Below are 14,396 nucleotides of genomic sequence, written 5' to 3'. Positions count from 1 at the left end.
CCGACCGCTCCGACCGGCCGTGGGGGCCGCGCCGACCGATTGTCAGTGGCGGCCCCTACAGTCACCGGCATGGCCACACTTCCCAACCCGCTGCCCACACTGGCGGCCGACCCGAGCGGCCGCTCCCTCGGGCTGCGACTCCCGCTCGGCACCCTGACCGACGCGACCGACGAAGGCCCCTGGCACGAACCGCTGTTGTGGTACGCCGGGCAGCCGGCGTCCAGCGGCAACTGGGCGGCGCTCGGCACCCCCGCCGCCCGGGCCGGTCTGCTCCCGGTGCTCATCGACGTGGGCGGCGCCCAGGGCGGCCCGGAGGACTGGGAGTTGATGCCGGGCGAGACGTCGTACCCGGGGGACCACGACGCCGAGGAGGTCCTGGCGGAGTACTGGCAGGACAACGCGGAGGACGAACTCGCCCCCGACGACACGGACGGCGACGACTCGGGCGCCGGCGCCCCGTCCGCCGGCCCCGGCGCCCAGGACCGCGCGCCGGTCCTCGCCCCCTTCGGCCACGACTGGCCCGGACTCGCCCCGGCCGCCGCCCGCTTCACCGCAGACCCCGACACCCGGGCCGCCCAGGTCGCCGACTCGCTGACCGGCGGCCCGCGTTCCTGGCTCAAGGAGCCGCGCCTCGCGCTGGTGCCGGCCCGCCGCTCCGCCGACATCCCCGCGGCCATCGGCTGGAGCGGCCCGCTGAACTACGAGGACGACGTGGCGAGGCTCTGCGCGGTGCTGCGCTCGTGGGAGGACCGCTTCGGGATACGGGTCGTCGCGCTCGGCTTCGACACCCTCGTGGTGTCCGTGGCCGCCCCGCCCACCACCCCGGAGGAGGCCGAGGCGGTGGCGGCGGAGCACTTCGCGTTCTGCCCGGACACCGTCCTGCAGGAAGGCCCGGACACCCTGCGGGCCTACGCCGGGGACCTCGTCGGCGAGCACACCTGGTCCTTCTGGTGGGACTGACCCCCGTCTCCTGAGCGGCCGGGTCGGGGCTCAACCCGGCTGTTCGCAGGCCGGGTTCAGTCCCGCAGGCCCTGTCGCAGCCTGCGCAGCCCCTCCGCGATCTCCTCCGGCGTCTGGGTCACGAAGCACAGCCGCAGCGTCGAGCGGTCGGGGTCGGCGGCGTGGAAGGGCGCGCCGGGGACGTACGCCACCTGCCGGCCCACCACGCGCGGGAGCAGGGCCGTGGTGTCGTACGACCGGGGCAGGCGGGCCCACAGGAACATGCCGCCCTCGGGGCGGTCCCAGGCGGAGCCCTCGGGGAGCGCGTCGGCCAGTCCGGCGAGCATGGCGTCCCGGCGCTGTCGGTACACGCCGGCGACCCGGGCGACGTGTGCGTCCAGGTCCCGGTCCGCGAGGTACCGCGCGGCGGCGAGCTGGTTGAGGGTCGGGGTGTGCAGGTCGGCGGCCTGCTTGGCGACCACGCAGGCCCGGCGCAGTTCGGCCGGTGCCCGCAGCCAGCCCAGCCGCAGCCCCGGGGCCATCACCTTGGAGAACGAACCGAGCAGCACGACCCGGTCGCCGGCCCCCTCCTGCGCGGCGATCCACGGAACCCGCGCGCCTTCGAAGCGGAGCTCGCCGTACGGGTCGTCCTCGATGATCCACAGGCCCCGGCGGGCCGCGACGGCGGCGACGGCCGCCCGGCGCCCGGCGGGCATGGTGCGGCCGGTCGGGTTCTGGAAGGTGGGGACGGTGTAGAGGAGTTTGGGCCGCTCGCGCACCACGAGGTCCTCCAGCGCCTCGGGGTCGACGCCGTCCGCGTCCCCCGGCACCGGCACGACGCGCGCGCCCGCGAGGCCGAACGCCTGGAGGGCGGCCAGATAGCAGGGGTTCTCCACGAGAACCGTGTCCCCGGGCTCGAGCAACGCGGTGGCCAGCAGCGACAGCGCCTGCTGGGAGCCGGTGGTGACCAGGATGTCGTCGGCGGTCGTCGGCAGCCCGCGCGCGGCGGTGCGTCCCGCGAGGGCGCCGCGCAGGGCCGGTTCGCCCTCGGTCGTGGAGTACTGCAGGGCCCGCTCGGGCATCTCGGCGAGGACCGCCCGGTACGCGGCAGCGATCCCCTCGGCGTCGAACAGCTCCGGTGCCGGCAGCCCGCCCGCGAAGTTGATGACCTCGGGGCGGGCGGTGACGGCCAGGATGTCCCGTACCGGCGAACCCCCGGTCGAACGGGTCCGCGCGGCCAGGGGCGGCACGGGGGCGTGGACGGGCGCGGGCTCGATGGCGGTCATGACCGGCTCCTTCGGCTGCGGGGACGCGCGTGCCCCGCAGCCTAGAGAAGTAGGTGCCACCTACAAGCAGGTTTCCGCGATACGGACGGATGGGAGCGGGGCGGGGCCGGGGGGCGGCGAGTGGCGGTCACGGATGCCGCGAGTACGGCCGGTCCGGCCGGTCCGGCCAGTCCGGCCAGGCCGACCCCTCCGACCGGACGACCGGCTGACCGGCTGACCGTCTGACCGGAGGCCGTGCAGCCGGATGACCGGACCCGGGCGCATCCCCCGGTCCGACCCGCCCGGCAGATCCGCTCGTACAACCTTGCGACCGGCTCGCAGGTCTGGGGCTGGTGAGGGATGGACGTGCCGGTCCGACGCCCGTGAGCAGTCGCTCGCGCGTCCGGCGTGTGCGCGGGTGCCACGCCCTCCGCACGCCCTTCCGCACAGCCCAACCCCGCATGGCACAGCACAGCACAGGAGACCGAATGACCGAGCGAGTACGTCGTAGCACCGTGGCCGTCGCCGTCGTGATGGCCGTCGCGGCGGTCGTCACGCCCACCGGAGCGGAGGGCACCGCGGCGGCGGCGAGCGGAGCCGCGGTGCTCCAGGACGACTTCGACGGCGACGGCTACCGCGACGTCGTGGCCGGCGCGCCGGCCAGGTCGGTCGACGGCAAGGTCGGCGCCGGGGCGGTCACGGTCTCGTACGGGGCGAAGTCGTCGGTCCTGAAGACGGCGCGCAGGCAGACCCTCACCCAGGACTCGCCCGGCGTCCCGGGCGGCGCCGAGGTCTCCGACTGGTTCGGCGACCTCGTGACCAGCGCCGACCTCGACGGGGACGGCTACGCGGACCTCGTCGTCGGCTCGCCCGGGGAGGATGTGGACCCCGTCCGGGACGCGGGCAGCCTGACGGTGCTGTGGGGAGGCCCGAGGGGTCTGTCCGGGGGTTTTGTGGTCAAGGGCACGAAGGGGTCCGGGGAACTCGGCAGGGCCCTGACCACCGGGGACTTCGACGGTGACGGCCACCAGGACATCGCCACCGACGCCACGGTCTTCCACGGCCCGTTCACCCGTAGCGGCGCCGCTGCACGTCAGACAGCACTGGACCTGGGATCGTACGACGGCAGGGAGGACGCCGGCTGGTCCGATGTCCGGCTCGCGTCGGGCGACACGGACGGGGACGGGATCAGCGACCTGGTGGCGGCCGCCACGTCCGGTCCCGGGGAGAACGAGGAGGATCCCGGCCGTCGGCTCCTCCAGTACTTCGCGGGTACGCGGGCCGGCCTGTCGACGGCCGTCACGCTCACCGTCGGTGCCACCCCGTTGGACGGGGGCGCGGACGTCGCCCTGGGCGACCTGGACAACGACGGGTACGACGAGATCGTGGTCGGGGATGTGGCGAACGCGGCGTCCGACAAGCGGGGCGGGGTGATCGGTGTCCTCAGCGGCTCCGCCGGCGGGCCCAACACCACCGGCCTGCGCACCATCGGCCAGGACACCCCGGGCGTTCCGGGCACCGCCGAGGCAGGCGACGGCTTCGGCGGTGCCGTCTCGGTGGGCGACGTCGACCACGACGGCTACGCCGATGTCGCGATCGGCGTACCCGAGGAGCGCGTGGGCACGACATCCCGCGCGGGCAGCCTGGTCGTCCTCAAGGGCGGTGCCCGCGGGCTGACGTCGACCGGCGCCCGGCTCTTCACGCAGGACACCGCGGGCGTGCCCGGCACGGTGGAGTCCGGCGACCTGTTCGGCCGTGCCGTAGGCGTCGTGGACGTCACCGGCGACGGCAAGGCGGAACTCGTCGTCGGCGGGCCTGGCGAGAACGGCGGTGGCGGCGGGGCGTGGGTGCTGCGCGGCTCCACCGCCGGAGCCACCGCCACCGGTTCGTTCGCCTACGGCATCGGCACGCGGATCGGCTCGGTGTTCGGCCGCTGACGGCTGGGCGGGGCCTCCCGGAGAGCCACTCAGACCTTGCTGCCGACCGCCGCGTACACGTTGATGTCGGCGTCCGTGACGTCGTTGATGTCCCGGTAGCGGACCTTCTCGATGTCGTCGAGGGTCGCGAGGTAGGCGGCCTCCGGCTGCTCCGGCACGGGCGCCGCGTTGTCGGGCCGCCAGTGGTGCGCCGGGACGACCCCGGGCTCGGCGAGTTCCAGCCCGCTGGCGGTGAAGAACCGCTCGACCTCCGCCCTGGACCGCAGCACGAAGGTGAATCCGCGCTCGGTGTAGGTGCGTTGGACCGCGCGGATGTTCTCCGCGTTGAGGTCCTCGGTGAGATGACTGAGGACGACGCGGCTGCCGGCGGGCAGCACCTCCACGAGGTCACGCACGATCGGGTACGCCTCCTCGTCCTCGACGAAGTGCAGGATCGCGACCAGGCAGAGTGCGATCGGCCGGTCGAAGTCCAGGGTTTTGGCGGCCTGTTCGAGGATCTGCGCCGGGTTCCTGAAGTCGGCGTCGATGTAGTCGGTGCGGCCCTCGGGCCCGCTGGTGAGCAGGGCACGCGCGTGGGCGAGGACCACCGGGTCGTTGTCGACGTACACGACCCGGGTGTCGGGGGCGATCCGCTGGGCGATCTGGTGGACGTTGTCCGCGGTCGGCAGGCCGGTGCCGATGTCCAGGAACTGGTGGATGCCGTCCTCGCGCGCCAGGGTGGTGACGGCCCGGCGCAGGAAGTCGCGGTTGTGGCGGACGTCGAGATAGCCGCGCGGGTTGGCGGCGAGCGCGGCGGCGGCGGCCGCGCGGTCCACGGGGTAGTTGTCCTTGCCGCCGAGGAAGACGTCGTAGACGCGGGCCGGATGCGCCCTGGTGGTGTCGATCCTCCTGCTCAGCTCGGTGGGATCTTGACTGAGGGCGTCACCGGACATGGGCGTCTCCCGATCAGGGCTCGACAGGCGGGTCAACAGGGCGGGTCAACAACCTAACTGCTGACGGCACTTGATGGTGCCCGGAGTTCCGCTTCACCGCCGGCGCACCCCCCGGGCGTCCCGCGCCGACGCCGCGGGACGGAACATCACCGCAGCTCAGCGACCGTCCCGCGAGACCGGCGTCCCGGATTCCGCGGCGACCGTGGCGCGCGGGAGGGCTCCCCGCGCAGGCTGGGCTCCGCACCCGCCCCCACCGTTCACGAAGAGGCCGTACGACCATGTCCGCGCAGCCCGCCCGCACCCGCCCAAGGCTCCTCGCCGCCGGCCTCCTCGCGCTCACCGCGCTCGTGCTCACAGGCTGCGAGGACGGACAGGGCGTACGGGACGAGGGGCCGGCCGCGGTGGGGCGACCGGGTGGCCGCCCCAGCGGCCCGGACGGTCACGCGGTACCGGTGGAGCGGGGGTCTAGCGAGCGGCCAGGTTCTGGGCCACCTCGGTGGCCCAGTAGGTGAGGATGTTGCGGGCGCCCGCCCGCTTGATGCCGGTCAGCGACTCCAGGATCGCCCGGTCGCGGTCGATCCAGCCCCGCTCGGCGGCGGCCTCGATCATCGCGTACTCGCCGGAGATCTGGTACGCGGCCACCGGCACGTCGACGGTGTCGGCGACCCGCGCCAGGATGTCGAGGTAGGGCCCGGCGGGCTTGACCATCACCATGTCGGCGCCCTCCACCAGGTCCAGGGCCAACTCCCGCATGGACTCCCGCTGGTTGGCGGGGTCCTGCTGGTAGGTCTTCCGGTCGCCCCTGAGGGAGGAGCCGACGGCCTCACGGAACGGGCCGTAGAACGCGGACGCGTACTTCACGGTGTAGGCGAGGATCGCCACGTCCTCGCGCCCGATCTGGTCGAGCGCGTCACGGACGACGCCGATCTGGCCGTCCATCATCCCGCTGGGGCCCACGACATGGGCGCCCGCGTCGGCCTGGACCTGGGCCATCTCGGCGTACCGTTCGAGCGTGGCGTCGTTGTCGACGCGCCCTTCGGCGTCCAGCACCCCGCAGTGCCCGTGGTCGGTCGTCTCGTCGAGGCACAGGTCGGACATGACGAGCAGGTCGTCCCCGACCTCGGCCCGCACGTCGCGGAGGGCGACCTGGAGGATGCCGTCCGGGTCGGTGCCCGGCGTCCCCAGTGCGTCCTTCTTCGACTCCTCCGGCACACCGAACAGCATGATCCCGGAGATCCCGGCCTCGACGGCCTCCACGGCCGCCTTCCGCAGGCTGTCCCGGGTGTGCTGCACGACCCCGGGCATGGTCGCGATCGGCACGGGCTCGGCCACGCCCTCCCGCACGAAGGCGGGAAGGATGAAGTCCGCGGGGTGCAGCCGGGTCTCGGCCACCATGCGCCGCATGACGGGAGTGGTCCGCAGCCGCCGCGGCCGCGTGCCGGGAAAAGATCCGTACGTCGTCATACCACCTACGCTACGCCCGCCCCGGCACCACCTTTGCCGACGCGACGTCGGCCCCTAATCCGGCCCGCCATCGACGAGGCGCAGGCCGGCCTCCGGCGCGGACTCACCGACCTCGAAGGCGGCGTCACGCCAGTTGACGACCTGGGCCACCGCCTTGCGGGCCCGGCACTCGCGGCAGCACTTGTCGGGCGCCGACATCCGGAAGACACGCGTACAGCCGCCCTCACAGTCCGTCCAGGGGTCCGACCAGGGGTGCGGCGGAGCTGTCCGGACGGGGTTCGGAAGCGGTGCCTGTGTGAGTTCCGGGGAAGGCGGCAGGGGCGGCGGTAGCCCTTCTCGAAGACGGTGGGCGAGGAACCTGGCCGGACACCTCAGGGGAGTGGGGACGTCGGCGGTCATGGCATGGATCACGGCGGCCCGCGAAGCGCCGTTGTCGAACCAGGCGGCGACGGCGGGGGTGAGGCGTTCCACGTCCTTCCGGGAGAGAGTGAAGCGGTCGTCGGCGCGTCGCAGACCCGCGAGCAGGGCTACGGCTTTGTCGTGGTGCTCGCCACTGGACGGCTGCTGTACTGAGGATTCCTCTTCCGGGGGTTCCGGTTCGGAGGGTTCCCGTTCTGAGGGTTCGGCGGGCAGCGGCGCGGGCTCTTCCGGGGCGGGGTCGCTCTCCACCTCGGCTTCTACGGCTTCTACGGCTTCTACGGCTTCTACGACGCCGAACGGCGCGGGCGGGGCCACGGGAACGGGGGGTGCGGTCGGCGCGACCCTTGCGGCGGGAACGACGGACCGGTTCGGGACCTCGGGCGCCTCCGCTCGGCCCCGGGTGAGCGCCGGGGCGTTGTGCGCGTACGTCCGCGTGACGAAACGGCCCCCGTCCGTGCGCTCGCGCACCCGCTCCAGATAGCCGTGCGCCTCCAACTCCCGCAGTCCGAACGAGATGCGGTCCCGCCCTTCGGGGAAGCGGTCGGCGAGGCTGCGGATGTCGACCGGGGCGCCCTGCGGCAGCGACAGGATGTGCGTGGCCAGCCCGATGGCGGTCAGCGACAGCGCCCGGTGCTGAGCGAGGTGGTTACCGATGATCGTGTAGTGGTTCGACTGGTACGCACGTACGTGGGTGACACCGGAGGGTGTGGCACTCCGTCGAACGCCCGGTGCCGGGCGCGGGGCAGCGATAGGCTTCGTAACAGCCATGGGGAAGACTTGCTCTCTTCCTGGATGGTCAGGCCCTCGCACTGGGATTGCCGTCCCGGCGGGGGCCGAAGCATGTGTGGGGTTGTCCGTGCCGAGCGTGCACGGCGGGATGCCGCACACGCCAGCCACAACAGCCCGTTTCACCCACCCGAGTGACAAACACGGGGTTTGGTTTGGTTGGAAGGGTTTTTTCCCAGGTTCCTTTGGTCTTTTACCGCCCACAGCACCGGCCTTCGCACCACCGGATCCCGTGTTCCCGGGCTCCGGTGCTCAGTTCACCGACGCGCCTCGATATCGAGTTCCGCCCACACCGTCTCGCACGGCACCGGCCCGCACAGCAGGCGGAGAGCGCTACGGAGAACTGGTGGAGCGGAGCGCGCACAGTTTGCTGGCACCCCGTGTGTCACGCCAGAAGATCGTCGATGAGACGACGGCGCGACCCTTCTTCAGTTTTGTCCAGTGCGAGCCGACCCTCCGGAGACCCATCGGGGGCCACATGGTGATGCGGCGTCAGCTCGAACCCCTCATGGAGGTAGCGGAGTTCCGGAACGTCGATCTCCAGGTTCTCCCGCTGAGCCGCGAGGTGAACTCCGGTCTGGCCGGTTCCTTCAGGCTGCTCAGGCTCAGGGACGGCACCACCGTCGGGCATGTCGAGGTGCAGCACGTCAGCCGTGTGATCACCGACCCGAAAGAGGTTCAGCTTCTCGACATGCGCTACGGGACCATCCGGGCACAAGCTCTCGACCCCCGAGAGTCAACAGCCCTCATCGAGAAGGTGCTTGGAGAGACATGCCTCTGAAGCCGTACAGCGAAGCCAGCCCCGGCCAGGAGTGGATAAAGAGCAGCTACAGCACGTCCGACGGGCCCGACTGCGTCGAGGTCGCCACCGCCACCGCCCCCGCCCACATCCTGGTCCGCGACTCCAAGCGCCCCCAGGGCGCCCGCCTCACCGTCGCCCCCACTGCGTGGGCGGCCTTCCTGCCGTACGCCTCCGAGCACTGACTCCACCACCGGCCGGGCTCCCGCCCCACCGCCCCGGACGCGAGCCCGGCCGGACGCTCAGGCGGGGCTCCGTCGACCCCGGTCAACGACCACCGAACTGAAAACCGCAACGGCCTCCCACCGCTCATGCGCATGGCAACGCCCCGCAGCCCCTGAAGAGGCGGCGGGGCGCGCACAGCGCGTCCAAGGCTGGAGGTTACGGAGGCTGCCGCGCTCCCCCGGCCGACACCCGCTCGGTCGGCGGAGCGCCCCGCCCCTCATTTCACAGGTCCCGCGGGTCCCTCAGGTCGTCGAGCGACGACGCCGCGCTCCCGGCCGCCGCTCGCTCGGACGCGTCACCGCGTCGCCCGCCTCCCGGGCCGCGGCTCTGCGGCGCAGACCGAAGTCGGCCAGAGCCTCCGCGAGCTTGTGCACGGACGGCTCGGGCGCCATGACGTCGACCCGGAGCCCGTGCTCCTCCGCGGTCTTGGCCGTGGCCGGGCCGATGCACGCGATCACGGTCACGTTGTGCGGCTTGCCGGCGATGCCCACCAGGTTCCGCACGGTGGAGGACGAGGTGAACAGCACGGCGTCGAAGCCGCCGCCCTTGATCGCCTCGCGGGTCTCGGCCGGCGGCGGCGAGGCCCGCACCGTCCGGTAGGCCGTGACGTCGTCGACCTCCCAGCCCAGCTCGATGAGCCCGGCGACGAGCGTCTCGGTCGCGATGTCGGCGCGCGGCAGGAACACCCGGTCGATCGGGTCGAAGACCGGGTCGTAGGGCGGCCAGTCCTCCAGCAGCCCGGCGGCCGACTGCTCACCGCTCGGCACCAGGTCGGGCTTCACGCCGAAGGCGATCAGCGCCTTCGCGGTCTGCTCGCCCACCGCGGCGACCTTGATGCCGGCGAAGGCGCGGGCGTCGAGCCCGTACTCCTCGAACTTCTCCCGGACGGCCTTGACGGCGTTGACCGACGTGAAGGCGATCCACTCGTACCGTCCGGTGACGAGCCCCTTGACCGCCCGCTCCATCTGCTGGGGCGTGCGCGGCGGTTCGACGGCGATCGTCGGCACCTCGTGCGGCACCGCGCCGTAGGAACGCAACTGGCCGGAGAGCGAGGCCGACTGCTCCTTCGTCCGCGGTACGAGGACCTTCCAGCCGAACAGCGGCTTGGACTCGAACCACGAGAGCTGCTCACGCTGAGCAGCGGCGGACCGCTCACCGACCACGGCTATCACCGGCCGGCCGCCGTCCGGGGACGGCAGCACCTTGGCCTGCTTCAGCGTCTGGGCGATCGTGCCGAGCGTGGCGGTCCAGGTCCGCTGCCGGGTGGTGGTGCCGGCGATCGTGACGGTCAGCGGCGTGTCCGGCTTGCGCCCCGCCGACACCAGTTCGCCGGCGGCCGCGGCCACGGAGTCGAGCGTCGTGGAGACGACGACCGTGCCGTCCGACGCCCCGACCTCGGTCCAGCAGCGGTCCGAAGCCGTCCGGGCGTCGACGAACCGTACGTCAGCGCCCTGCGCGTCACGCAGCGGCACACCCGCGTAGGCGGGCACGCCGACGACCGCGGCGACACCGGGCACGACCTCGAAGGGCACACCCGCGGCGGCGCAGGCGAGCATTTCCTCGGCGGCGTACGTATCCAGTCCTGGGTCCCCGGACACCGCGCGCACGACCCGCCTGCCGCCCCGCGCGGCCTGCATGACAAGATGTGCCGCATCCCGCACAGCGGGTACCCCGACGGTTGTTGACGTGCTGTCAACCACCGTGAGTTGGGGCGTGCCCGGGCCCGGCAACGGGTCAGCGGGGCTCGTGTCCGTGTTCACCTCGGACACACCCGGCTTGGCATGCAAACGTACGACGTCGAGCACCTCGTGCTCGGCGACGAGAACGTCCGCGCTCGCCAGCGCCTCCACGGCGCGGAGAGTAAGTAGTCCCGGATCCCCGGGTCCGGCACCGAGGAAGGTGACGTGCCCGTGTTCCGGACCGGCGGGAAGAGTGGTGGGGCTCACTGTGTTCGCTCCCCCATCAGACCGGCCGCGCCCTGGGCCAGCATCTCGGCCGCGAGTTCACGGCCGAGCGCCATTGCCTGGTCGTACGTCCCGGGCACGGGACCGGTGGTGGACAACTGCACCATGCGCGAGCCGTCGGTCGTGCCGACGACGCCCCGCAGGCGCAATTCCTTGACAATCTGCCCGTCGGCCTGGGGGTCCCCCCGCTCGAGCGAAGCCGAGAGTGGGGAAAGGTCGGCCAGCGCGCCCACAGGGGCGCTGCAGCCGGCCTCCAGGGCGGCGAGCAGGGACCGCTCGGCGGTCACGGCGACCCGGGTGAACGGGTCGTCGAGCTCTCCGAGCGCGGCGATCAGGTCCGCGTTGTCCGCGGCACACTCGATCGCGAGTGCCCCCTGGCCGGGGGCGGGCAGAACCGTGTCGACCGACAGGAAGTCGGTCACCTCGTCGGCCCGGCCTATCCGGTTCAGTCCGGCGGCGGCCAGGACGACGGCGTCCAGCTCACCGTCCCTGACGTACCCGATCCGGGTGTCGACGTTGCCGCGGACGGGCACGGTCTCGATGTCGAGGCCGTGGCCGCGCGCGTACGCGTTGAGCTGCGCCGTGCGGCGCGGCGAACCGGTGCCGATGCGGGCCCCCCGCGGGAGGTCGGTGAACTTCAGGGCGTCGCGGGCGACGAGCACGTCACGCGGGTCCTCGCGCACCGGTACGGCCGCCAGGACCAGGTCCGCGGGCTGCGTGGTCGGCAGGTCCTTCAGCGAATGAACCGCGAAGTCGACCTCCCCGCCGAGCAGCGCGTCCCGCAGGGCCGTGACGAACACACCCGTGCCGCCGATCTGCGCGAGGTGCTCGCGGGAGACGTCGCCGTACGTGGTGATCTCGACGAGCTCGACGGCCCGCCCGGTCACCTTCCGCACGGCGTCCGCCACCAGCCCGGACTGGGCCATGGCGAGTTTGCTCCGCCTGGTCCCGAGCCTCAGTGCCCGTTGTTCGTCTGGCCGCCCACGGGCGGGCGCTCCGGCCGGTGCCTCAGTCATGCTGGCCCTCGGTTCTTGCTGTTCTTCTCGGGCTTGTCGATGTCGTCCTCGGCGCGCGAGACGGCGGCCACCGTCTCGGGGTCGAGGTCGAACAGGGTGCGCAGCGCGTCCGCGTACCCGGCGCCGCCGGGCTCGGCCGCGAGCTGCTTGACCCGTACGGTCGGCGCGTGCAGCAGCTTGTCCACCACGCGCCGCACGGTCTGGGTGATCTCGCCGCGCTGCCTGTCGTCCAGGCCGGGCAGCCGGCCGTCGAGCCGGGCGATCTCGTTCGCCACGACATCGGCCGCCATGGTGCGCAGCGCGACGACGGTGGGGGTGATGTGCGCGGCCCGCTGGGCCGCCCCGAAGGCCGCGACCTCGTCGGAGACGATACGGCGGACCTCGTCGACGTCGGCCGCCATCGGCGCGTCCGCGGAGGCTTCCGCGAGCGACTCGATGTCGACCAGCCGGACGCCGGCCAGCCGCTGCGCGGCCCCGTCGACGTCCCGCGGCATGGCCAGGTCGAGAAGGAAGAGGACCGGCTCGGGCCGGGGCGCCACGGCGGCCGGTTCCGGCCTGCGCCGCTCGGGGACGCGGCCGGCGGCGGTCGCGGTCGCGGCGAGCGCGGTGATCAGTTCGGCGTCGGCCTCGGGCCGGCGGGCACTCTCCCGGCGGTCGACGGTACCGCCCACCACCCAGGCCGCGTGCTGCTCCAGCGTGGCCGCGTCCATCCCGGCCACGGCGTCCTCCCCGGCCACCGAGAACCCGGTCGCGCCCTGCACCGCGGACAGGTCGGGCGGGCAGCCCTCCTCGGTCCCGACGGAGGTGGGCGGCAGGTCGTGCGCGGGGTGTGCGCGTACGTCGTCCCCGGGCGCCGGGCGCCCCGACACGGCACCGGCGGGCAGCCGGCCCCCGACCGCGGCGGCGACGTCCTCGGCGCTCAGCACGAGTCCCGTCGCCCCCGTACAGGAGACGGCGACGTCGGCACGTGTCAGCTCGGCCGGCACCGCGTCCATCGGTACCGCGCGGACCGGCACGTCCGTGTCGTCGCCCTCGGTGAGGATCCGCGCGAGCCGCTCGGCCCGGTCGTGGGTGCGGTTGGCGATGACGATCTCGGCGACCCCGGCGCGCGCGAGCGTGGCGGCGGCCAGCGAGGACATCGAGCCGGCGCCGATCACCAGCGCCCGCTTGCCCTCGGCCCACCGGGCGACCGGCGTGCCGGCGGACAGCTGCTCCAGGCCGAAGGTGACCAGGGACTGCCCGGCGCGGTCGATGCCGGTCTCGGAGTGGGCGCGCTTGCCGACCCGCAGCGCCTGCTGGAACAGGTCGTTCAGCAGGCGGCCGGCGGTGTGCAGGTCCTGCGCCCGGGCGAGGGCGTCCTTGATCTGGCCGAGGACCTGGCCCTCGCCGACGACCATGGAGTCCAGCCCGCACGCCACCGAGAACAGGTGGTGGACGGCCCGGTCCTCGTAGTGCACGTACAGATAAGGAGTGAGTTCCTCCAGGCCGACGCCGCTGTGCTGGGCGAGCAGCGTGGACAGCTCGGCGACACCCGCGTGGAACTTGTCCACGTCGGCGTACAGCTCGATGCGGTTGCAGGTGGCGAGGACGGCGGCCTCGGCGGCCGGCTCGGCGGCGACGGTGTCCTGCAGCAGCTTGGTCTGGGCGTCCGCGGACAGCGTGGCCCGTTCCAGGACGCTGACCGGGGCGCTGCGATGGCTCAGCCCGACGACGAGGAGACTCATGCCGGCATCACGGCGGGTACGTCCCCGTCGGGTCCCTTGTCGGTGGACTCCTCGCGGGGGGCGGCGACCGGGGCGGCGCCGGCCGCGGCGGCCTCCTCGCCGGCCTTGCGCTGCTCGTGGAAGGCGAGGATCTGCAGCTCGATGGAGAGGTCGACCTTGCGGACGTCGACGCCGTCGGGGACGGTCAGCACGGTCGGCGCGAAGTTCAGGATGGAGCTGACCCCGGCCGCGACGAGCCGGTCACAGACCGGCTGGGCGGCGCCGGCGGGGGTCGCGATCACGCCGATCGACACCCCGTTGTCCTTGATGATCTTCTCCAGCTCGTCCGTGTGCTGGACCGGGATACCGGCGACGGGCTTCCCCGCCATCGTGGGATCGGCGTCGATGAGGGCGGCGACCCGGAACCCGCGGGAGGCGAAACCGCCGTAGTTGGCGAGCGCGGCACCGAGGTTTCCTATACCGACGATCACCACGGGCCAGTCCTGGGTGAGGCCCAGTTCGCGGGAGATCTGGTAGACGAGGTACTCGACGTCGTACCCCACGCCACGGGTCCCGTAGGAACCGAGGTAGGAGAAGTCCTTGCGCAGCTTCGCGGAGTTGACCCCCGCGGCGGCCGCGAGCTCCTCGGAGGAGACCGTGGGCACCGAGCGCTCCGACAGTGCGGTCAGCGCACGGAGGTACAGCGGAAGGCGGGCGACGGTGGCCTCGGGAATCCCTCGGCTACGGGTCGCCGGTCGGTGAGTTCGGCCAGTTGCCACGGTGCTCCTGCGGGTAGAGCGGGGCTGCAGGCGGTCACACTTTCCCGGACCGCCCCGTCGAAAGCAGGCTATGTCTTTGTGAACGCGTGCACAAAGATGGTGTCCGATTTGCCCGGGCAACGTGACCGGGGTCACGCGCCCCCGGCGCGCGCGCACGGAACCGGCGC

Annotated in this window: 11 protein-coding genes and 1 pseudogene; 4 read left to right on the top strand and 8 right to left on the bottom strand. The window is 72.9% G+C overall.

The features are described 5' to 3' along the window. Nucleotides 1–69 precede the first annotated feature (69 nt). Entirely contained in the window at nucleotides 70–960 is an 891-nt protein-coding gene (locus tag AC07AZ_RS05850) for a DUF4253 domain-containing protein (RefSeq protein WP_478844233.1), read from the top strand. A gap of 56 nt (nucleotides 961–1,016) precedes the next feature. On the opposite strand, the gene AC07AZ_RS05845 is transcribed toward AC07AZ_RS05850, so the two are convergent. Continuing rightward, nucleotides 1,017–2,225, bottom strand: a complete 1,209-nt coding sequence (locus AC07AZ_RS05845; RefSeq protein WP_478844231.1) for an aminotransferase-like domain-containing protein — start codon at nucleotides 2,223–2,225, stop codon at nucleotides 1,017–1,019. Between the two features lie 467 nt (nucleotides 2,226–2,692). Here AC07AZ_RS05845 and AC07AZ_RS05840 point away from each other — a divergent pair, with 467 nt between their 5' ends. Beyond that, a complete protein-coding gene (locus AC07AZ_RS05840; RefSeq protein ID WP_478844229.1) occupies nucleotides 2,693–4,141 on the top strand; it encodes an FG-GAP and VCBS repeat-containing protein in 1,449 nt (482 codons plus the stop codon). Between the two features lie 29 nt (nucleotides 4,142–4,170). Here the strand turns inward: AC07AZ_RS05840 and AC07AZ_RS05835 are convergent, their stop codons facing one another. From AC07AZ_RS05835 to AC07AZ_RS05825, 3 genes are all read right to left on the bottom strand, one after another. Beyond that, entirely contained in the window at nucleotides 4,171–5,073 is a 903-nt protein-coding gene (locus AC07AZ_RS05835) for an SAM-dependent methyltransferase (protein ID WP_478844227.1), read from the bottom strand. 465 nt (nucleotides 5,074–5,538) lie between these two features. Beyond that, complete coding sequence (gene hemB, locus AC07AZ_RS05830; RefSeq protein WP_478844225.1) at nucleotides 5,539–6,537, bottom strand: porphobilinogen synthase; 999 nt, start codon at nucleotides 6,535–6,537, stop codon at nucleotides 5,539–5,541. A 54-nt stretch (nucleotides 6,538–6,591) separates the two neighbouring features. Beyond that, nucleotides 6,592–7,725, bottom strand: a complete 1,134-nt coding sequence (locus AC07AZ_RS05825) for a helix-turn-helix domain-containing protein (RefSeq protein WP_478844223.1) — start codon at nucleotides 7,723–7,725, stop codon at nucleotides 6,592–6,594. 328 nt (nucleotides 7,726–8,053) lie between these two features. Between AC07AZ_RS05825 and AC07AZ_RS05820 the strand changes: the two are divergent. Then, nucleotides 8,054–8,524 (top strand): annotated as a pseudogene (locus AC07AZ_RS05820) (DUF5753 domain-containing protein); the annotation flags it as partial. Continuing rightward, the gene (locus tag AC07AZ_RS05815; protein ID WP_478844221.1) at nucleotides 8,515–8,727 is read left to right on the top strand and encodes a DUF397 domain-containing protein; all 213 of its coding nucleotides are present in this window, start codon (nucleotides 8,515–8,517) and stop codon (nucleotides 8,725–8,727) included. The pseudogene AC07AZ_RS05820 and the gene AC07AZ_RS05815, both read left to right, overlap by 10 nt. A gap of 282 nt (nucleotides 8,728–9,009) precedes the next feature. Here AC07AZ_RS05815 and AC07AZ_RS05810 read toward each other — a convergent pair whose 3' ends face one another. Genes AC07AZ_RS05810 through AC07AZ_RS05795 form a run of 4 tightly spaced genes read right to left on the bottom strand, consistent with a single transcriptional unit; the run spans nucleotide 9,010 to nucleotide 14,229 of the window. Next, nucleotides 9,010–10,713 carry a bifunctional uroporphyrinogen-III C-methyltransferase/uroporphyrinogen-III synthase gene (locus AC07AZ_RS05810; RefSeq protein WP_478844219.1) on the bottom strand — a complete coding sequence of 568 codons (1,704 nt, stop codon included), beginning with the start codon at nucleotides 10,711–10,713 and terminating at the stop codon, nucleotides 9,010–9,012. Continuing rightward, nucleotides 10,710–11,747, bottom strand: a complete 1,038-nt coding sequence (gene hemC, locus AC07AZ_RS05805; protein ID WP_478844217.1) for a hydroxymethylbilane synthase — start codon at nucleotides 11,745–11,747, stop codon at nucleotides 10,710–10,712. Before hemC ends, AC07AZ_RS05810 begins: the two co-directional genes overlap by 4 nt. Beyond that, nucleotides 11,744–13,471, bottom strand: coding sequence for a glutamyl-tRNA reductase (locus AC07AZ_RS05800; protein WP_478844215.1), 1,728 nt, complete (start codon nucleotides 13,469–13,471; stop codon nucleotides 11,744–11,746). Before AC07AZ_RS05800 ends, hemC begins: the two co-directional genes overlap by 4 nt. Beyond that, the gene (locus AC07AZ_RS05795) at nucleotides 13,468–14,229 is read right to left on the bottom strand and encodes a redox-sensing transcriptional repressor Rex (RefSeq protein ID WP_478844213.1); all 762 of its coding nucleotides are present in this window, start codon (nucleotides 14,227–14,229) and stop codon (nucleotides 13,468–13,470) included. Before AC07AZ_RS05795 ends, AC07AZ_RS05800 begins: the two co-directional genes overlap by 4 nt. Between the last annotated feature and the right edge of the window lie 167 nt (nucleotides 14,230–14,396).

It is taken from the genome of Streptomyces sp. NPDC043878 (genome assembly GCF_056435735.1).
The sequence above is the reverse complement of the archived record's forward strand: the minus strand, read 5'-3'. Positions and strand labels throughout refer to the sequence as shown.

What these genes read in the sequence shown, in the direction of transcription:
- AC07AZ_RS05850 (WP_478844233.1), top strand. Translation starts at nt 70, where the DNA reads ATGGCCACACTTCCCAACCCGCTGCCCACACTGGCGGCCGACCCGAGC.
- AC07AZ_RS05845 (WP_478844231.1), bottom strand. Translation starts at nt 2,225, where the DNA reads ATGACCGCCATCGAGCCCGCGCCCGTCCACGCCCCCGTGCCGCCCCTG.
- AC07AZ_RS05840 (WP_478844229.1), top strand. Translation starts at nt 2,693, where the DNA reads ATGACCGAGCGAGTACGTCGTAGCACCGTGGCCGTCGCCGTCGTGATG.
- AC07AZ_RS05835 (WP_478844227.1), bottom strand. Translation starts at nt 5,073, where the DNA reads ATGTCCGGTGACGCCCTCAGTCAAGATCCCACCGAGCTGAGCAGGAGG.
- hemB (WP_478844225.1), bottom strand. Translation starts at nt 6,537, where the DNA reads ATGACGACGTACGGATCTTTTCCCGGCACGCGGCCGCGGCGGCTGCGG.
- AC07AZ_RS05825 (WP_478844223.1), bottom strand. Translation starts at nt 7,725, where the DNA reads ATGGCTGTTACGAAGCCTATCGCTGCCCCGCGCCCGGCACCGGGCGTT.
- AC07AZ_RS05815 (WP_478844221.1), top strand. Translation starts at nt 8,515, where the DNA reads ATGCCTCTGAAGCCGTACAGCGAAGCCAGCCCCGGCCAGGAGTGGATA.
- hemC (WP_478844217.1), bottom strand. Translation starts at nt 11,747, where the DNA reads ATGACTGAGGCACCGGCCGGAGCGCCCGCCCGTGGGCGGCCAGACGAA.
- AC07AZ_RS05800 (WP_478844215.1), bottom strand. Translation starts at nt 13,471, where the DNA reads ATGAGTCTCCTCGTCGTCGGGCTGAGCCATCGCAGCGCCCCGGTCAGC.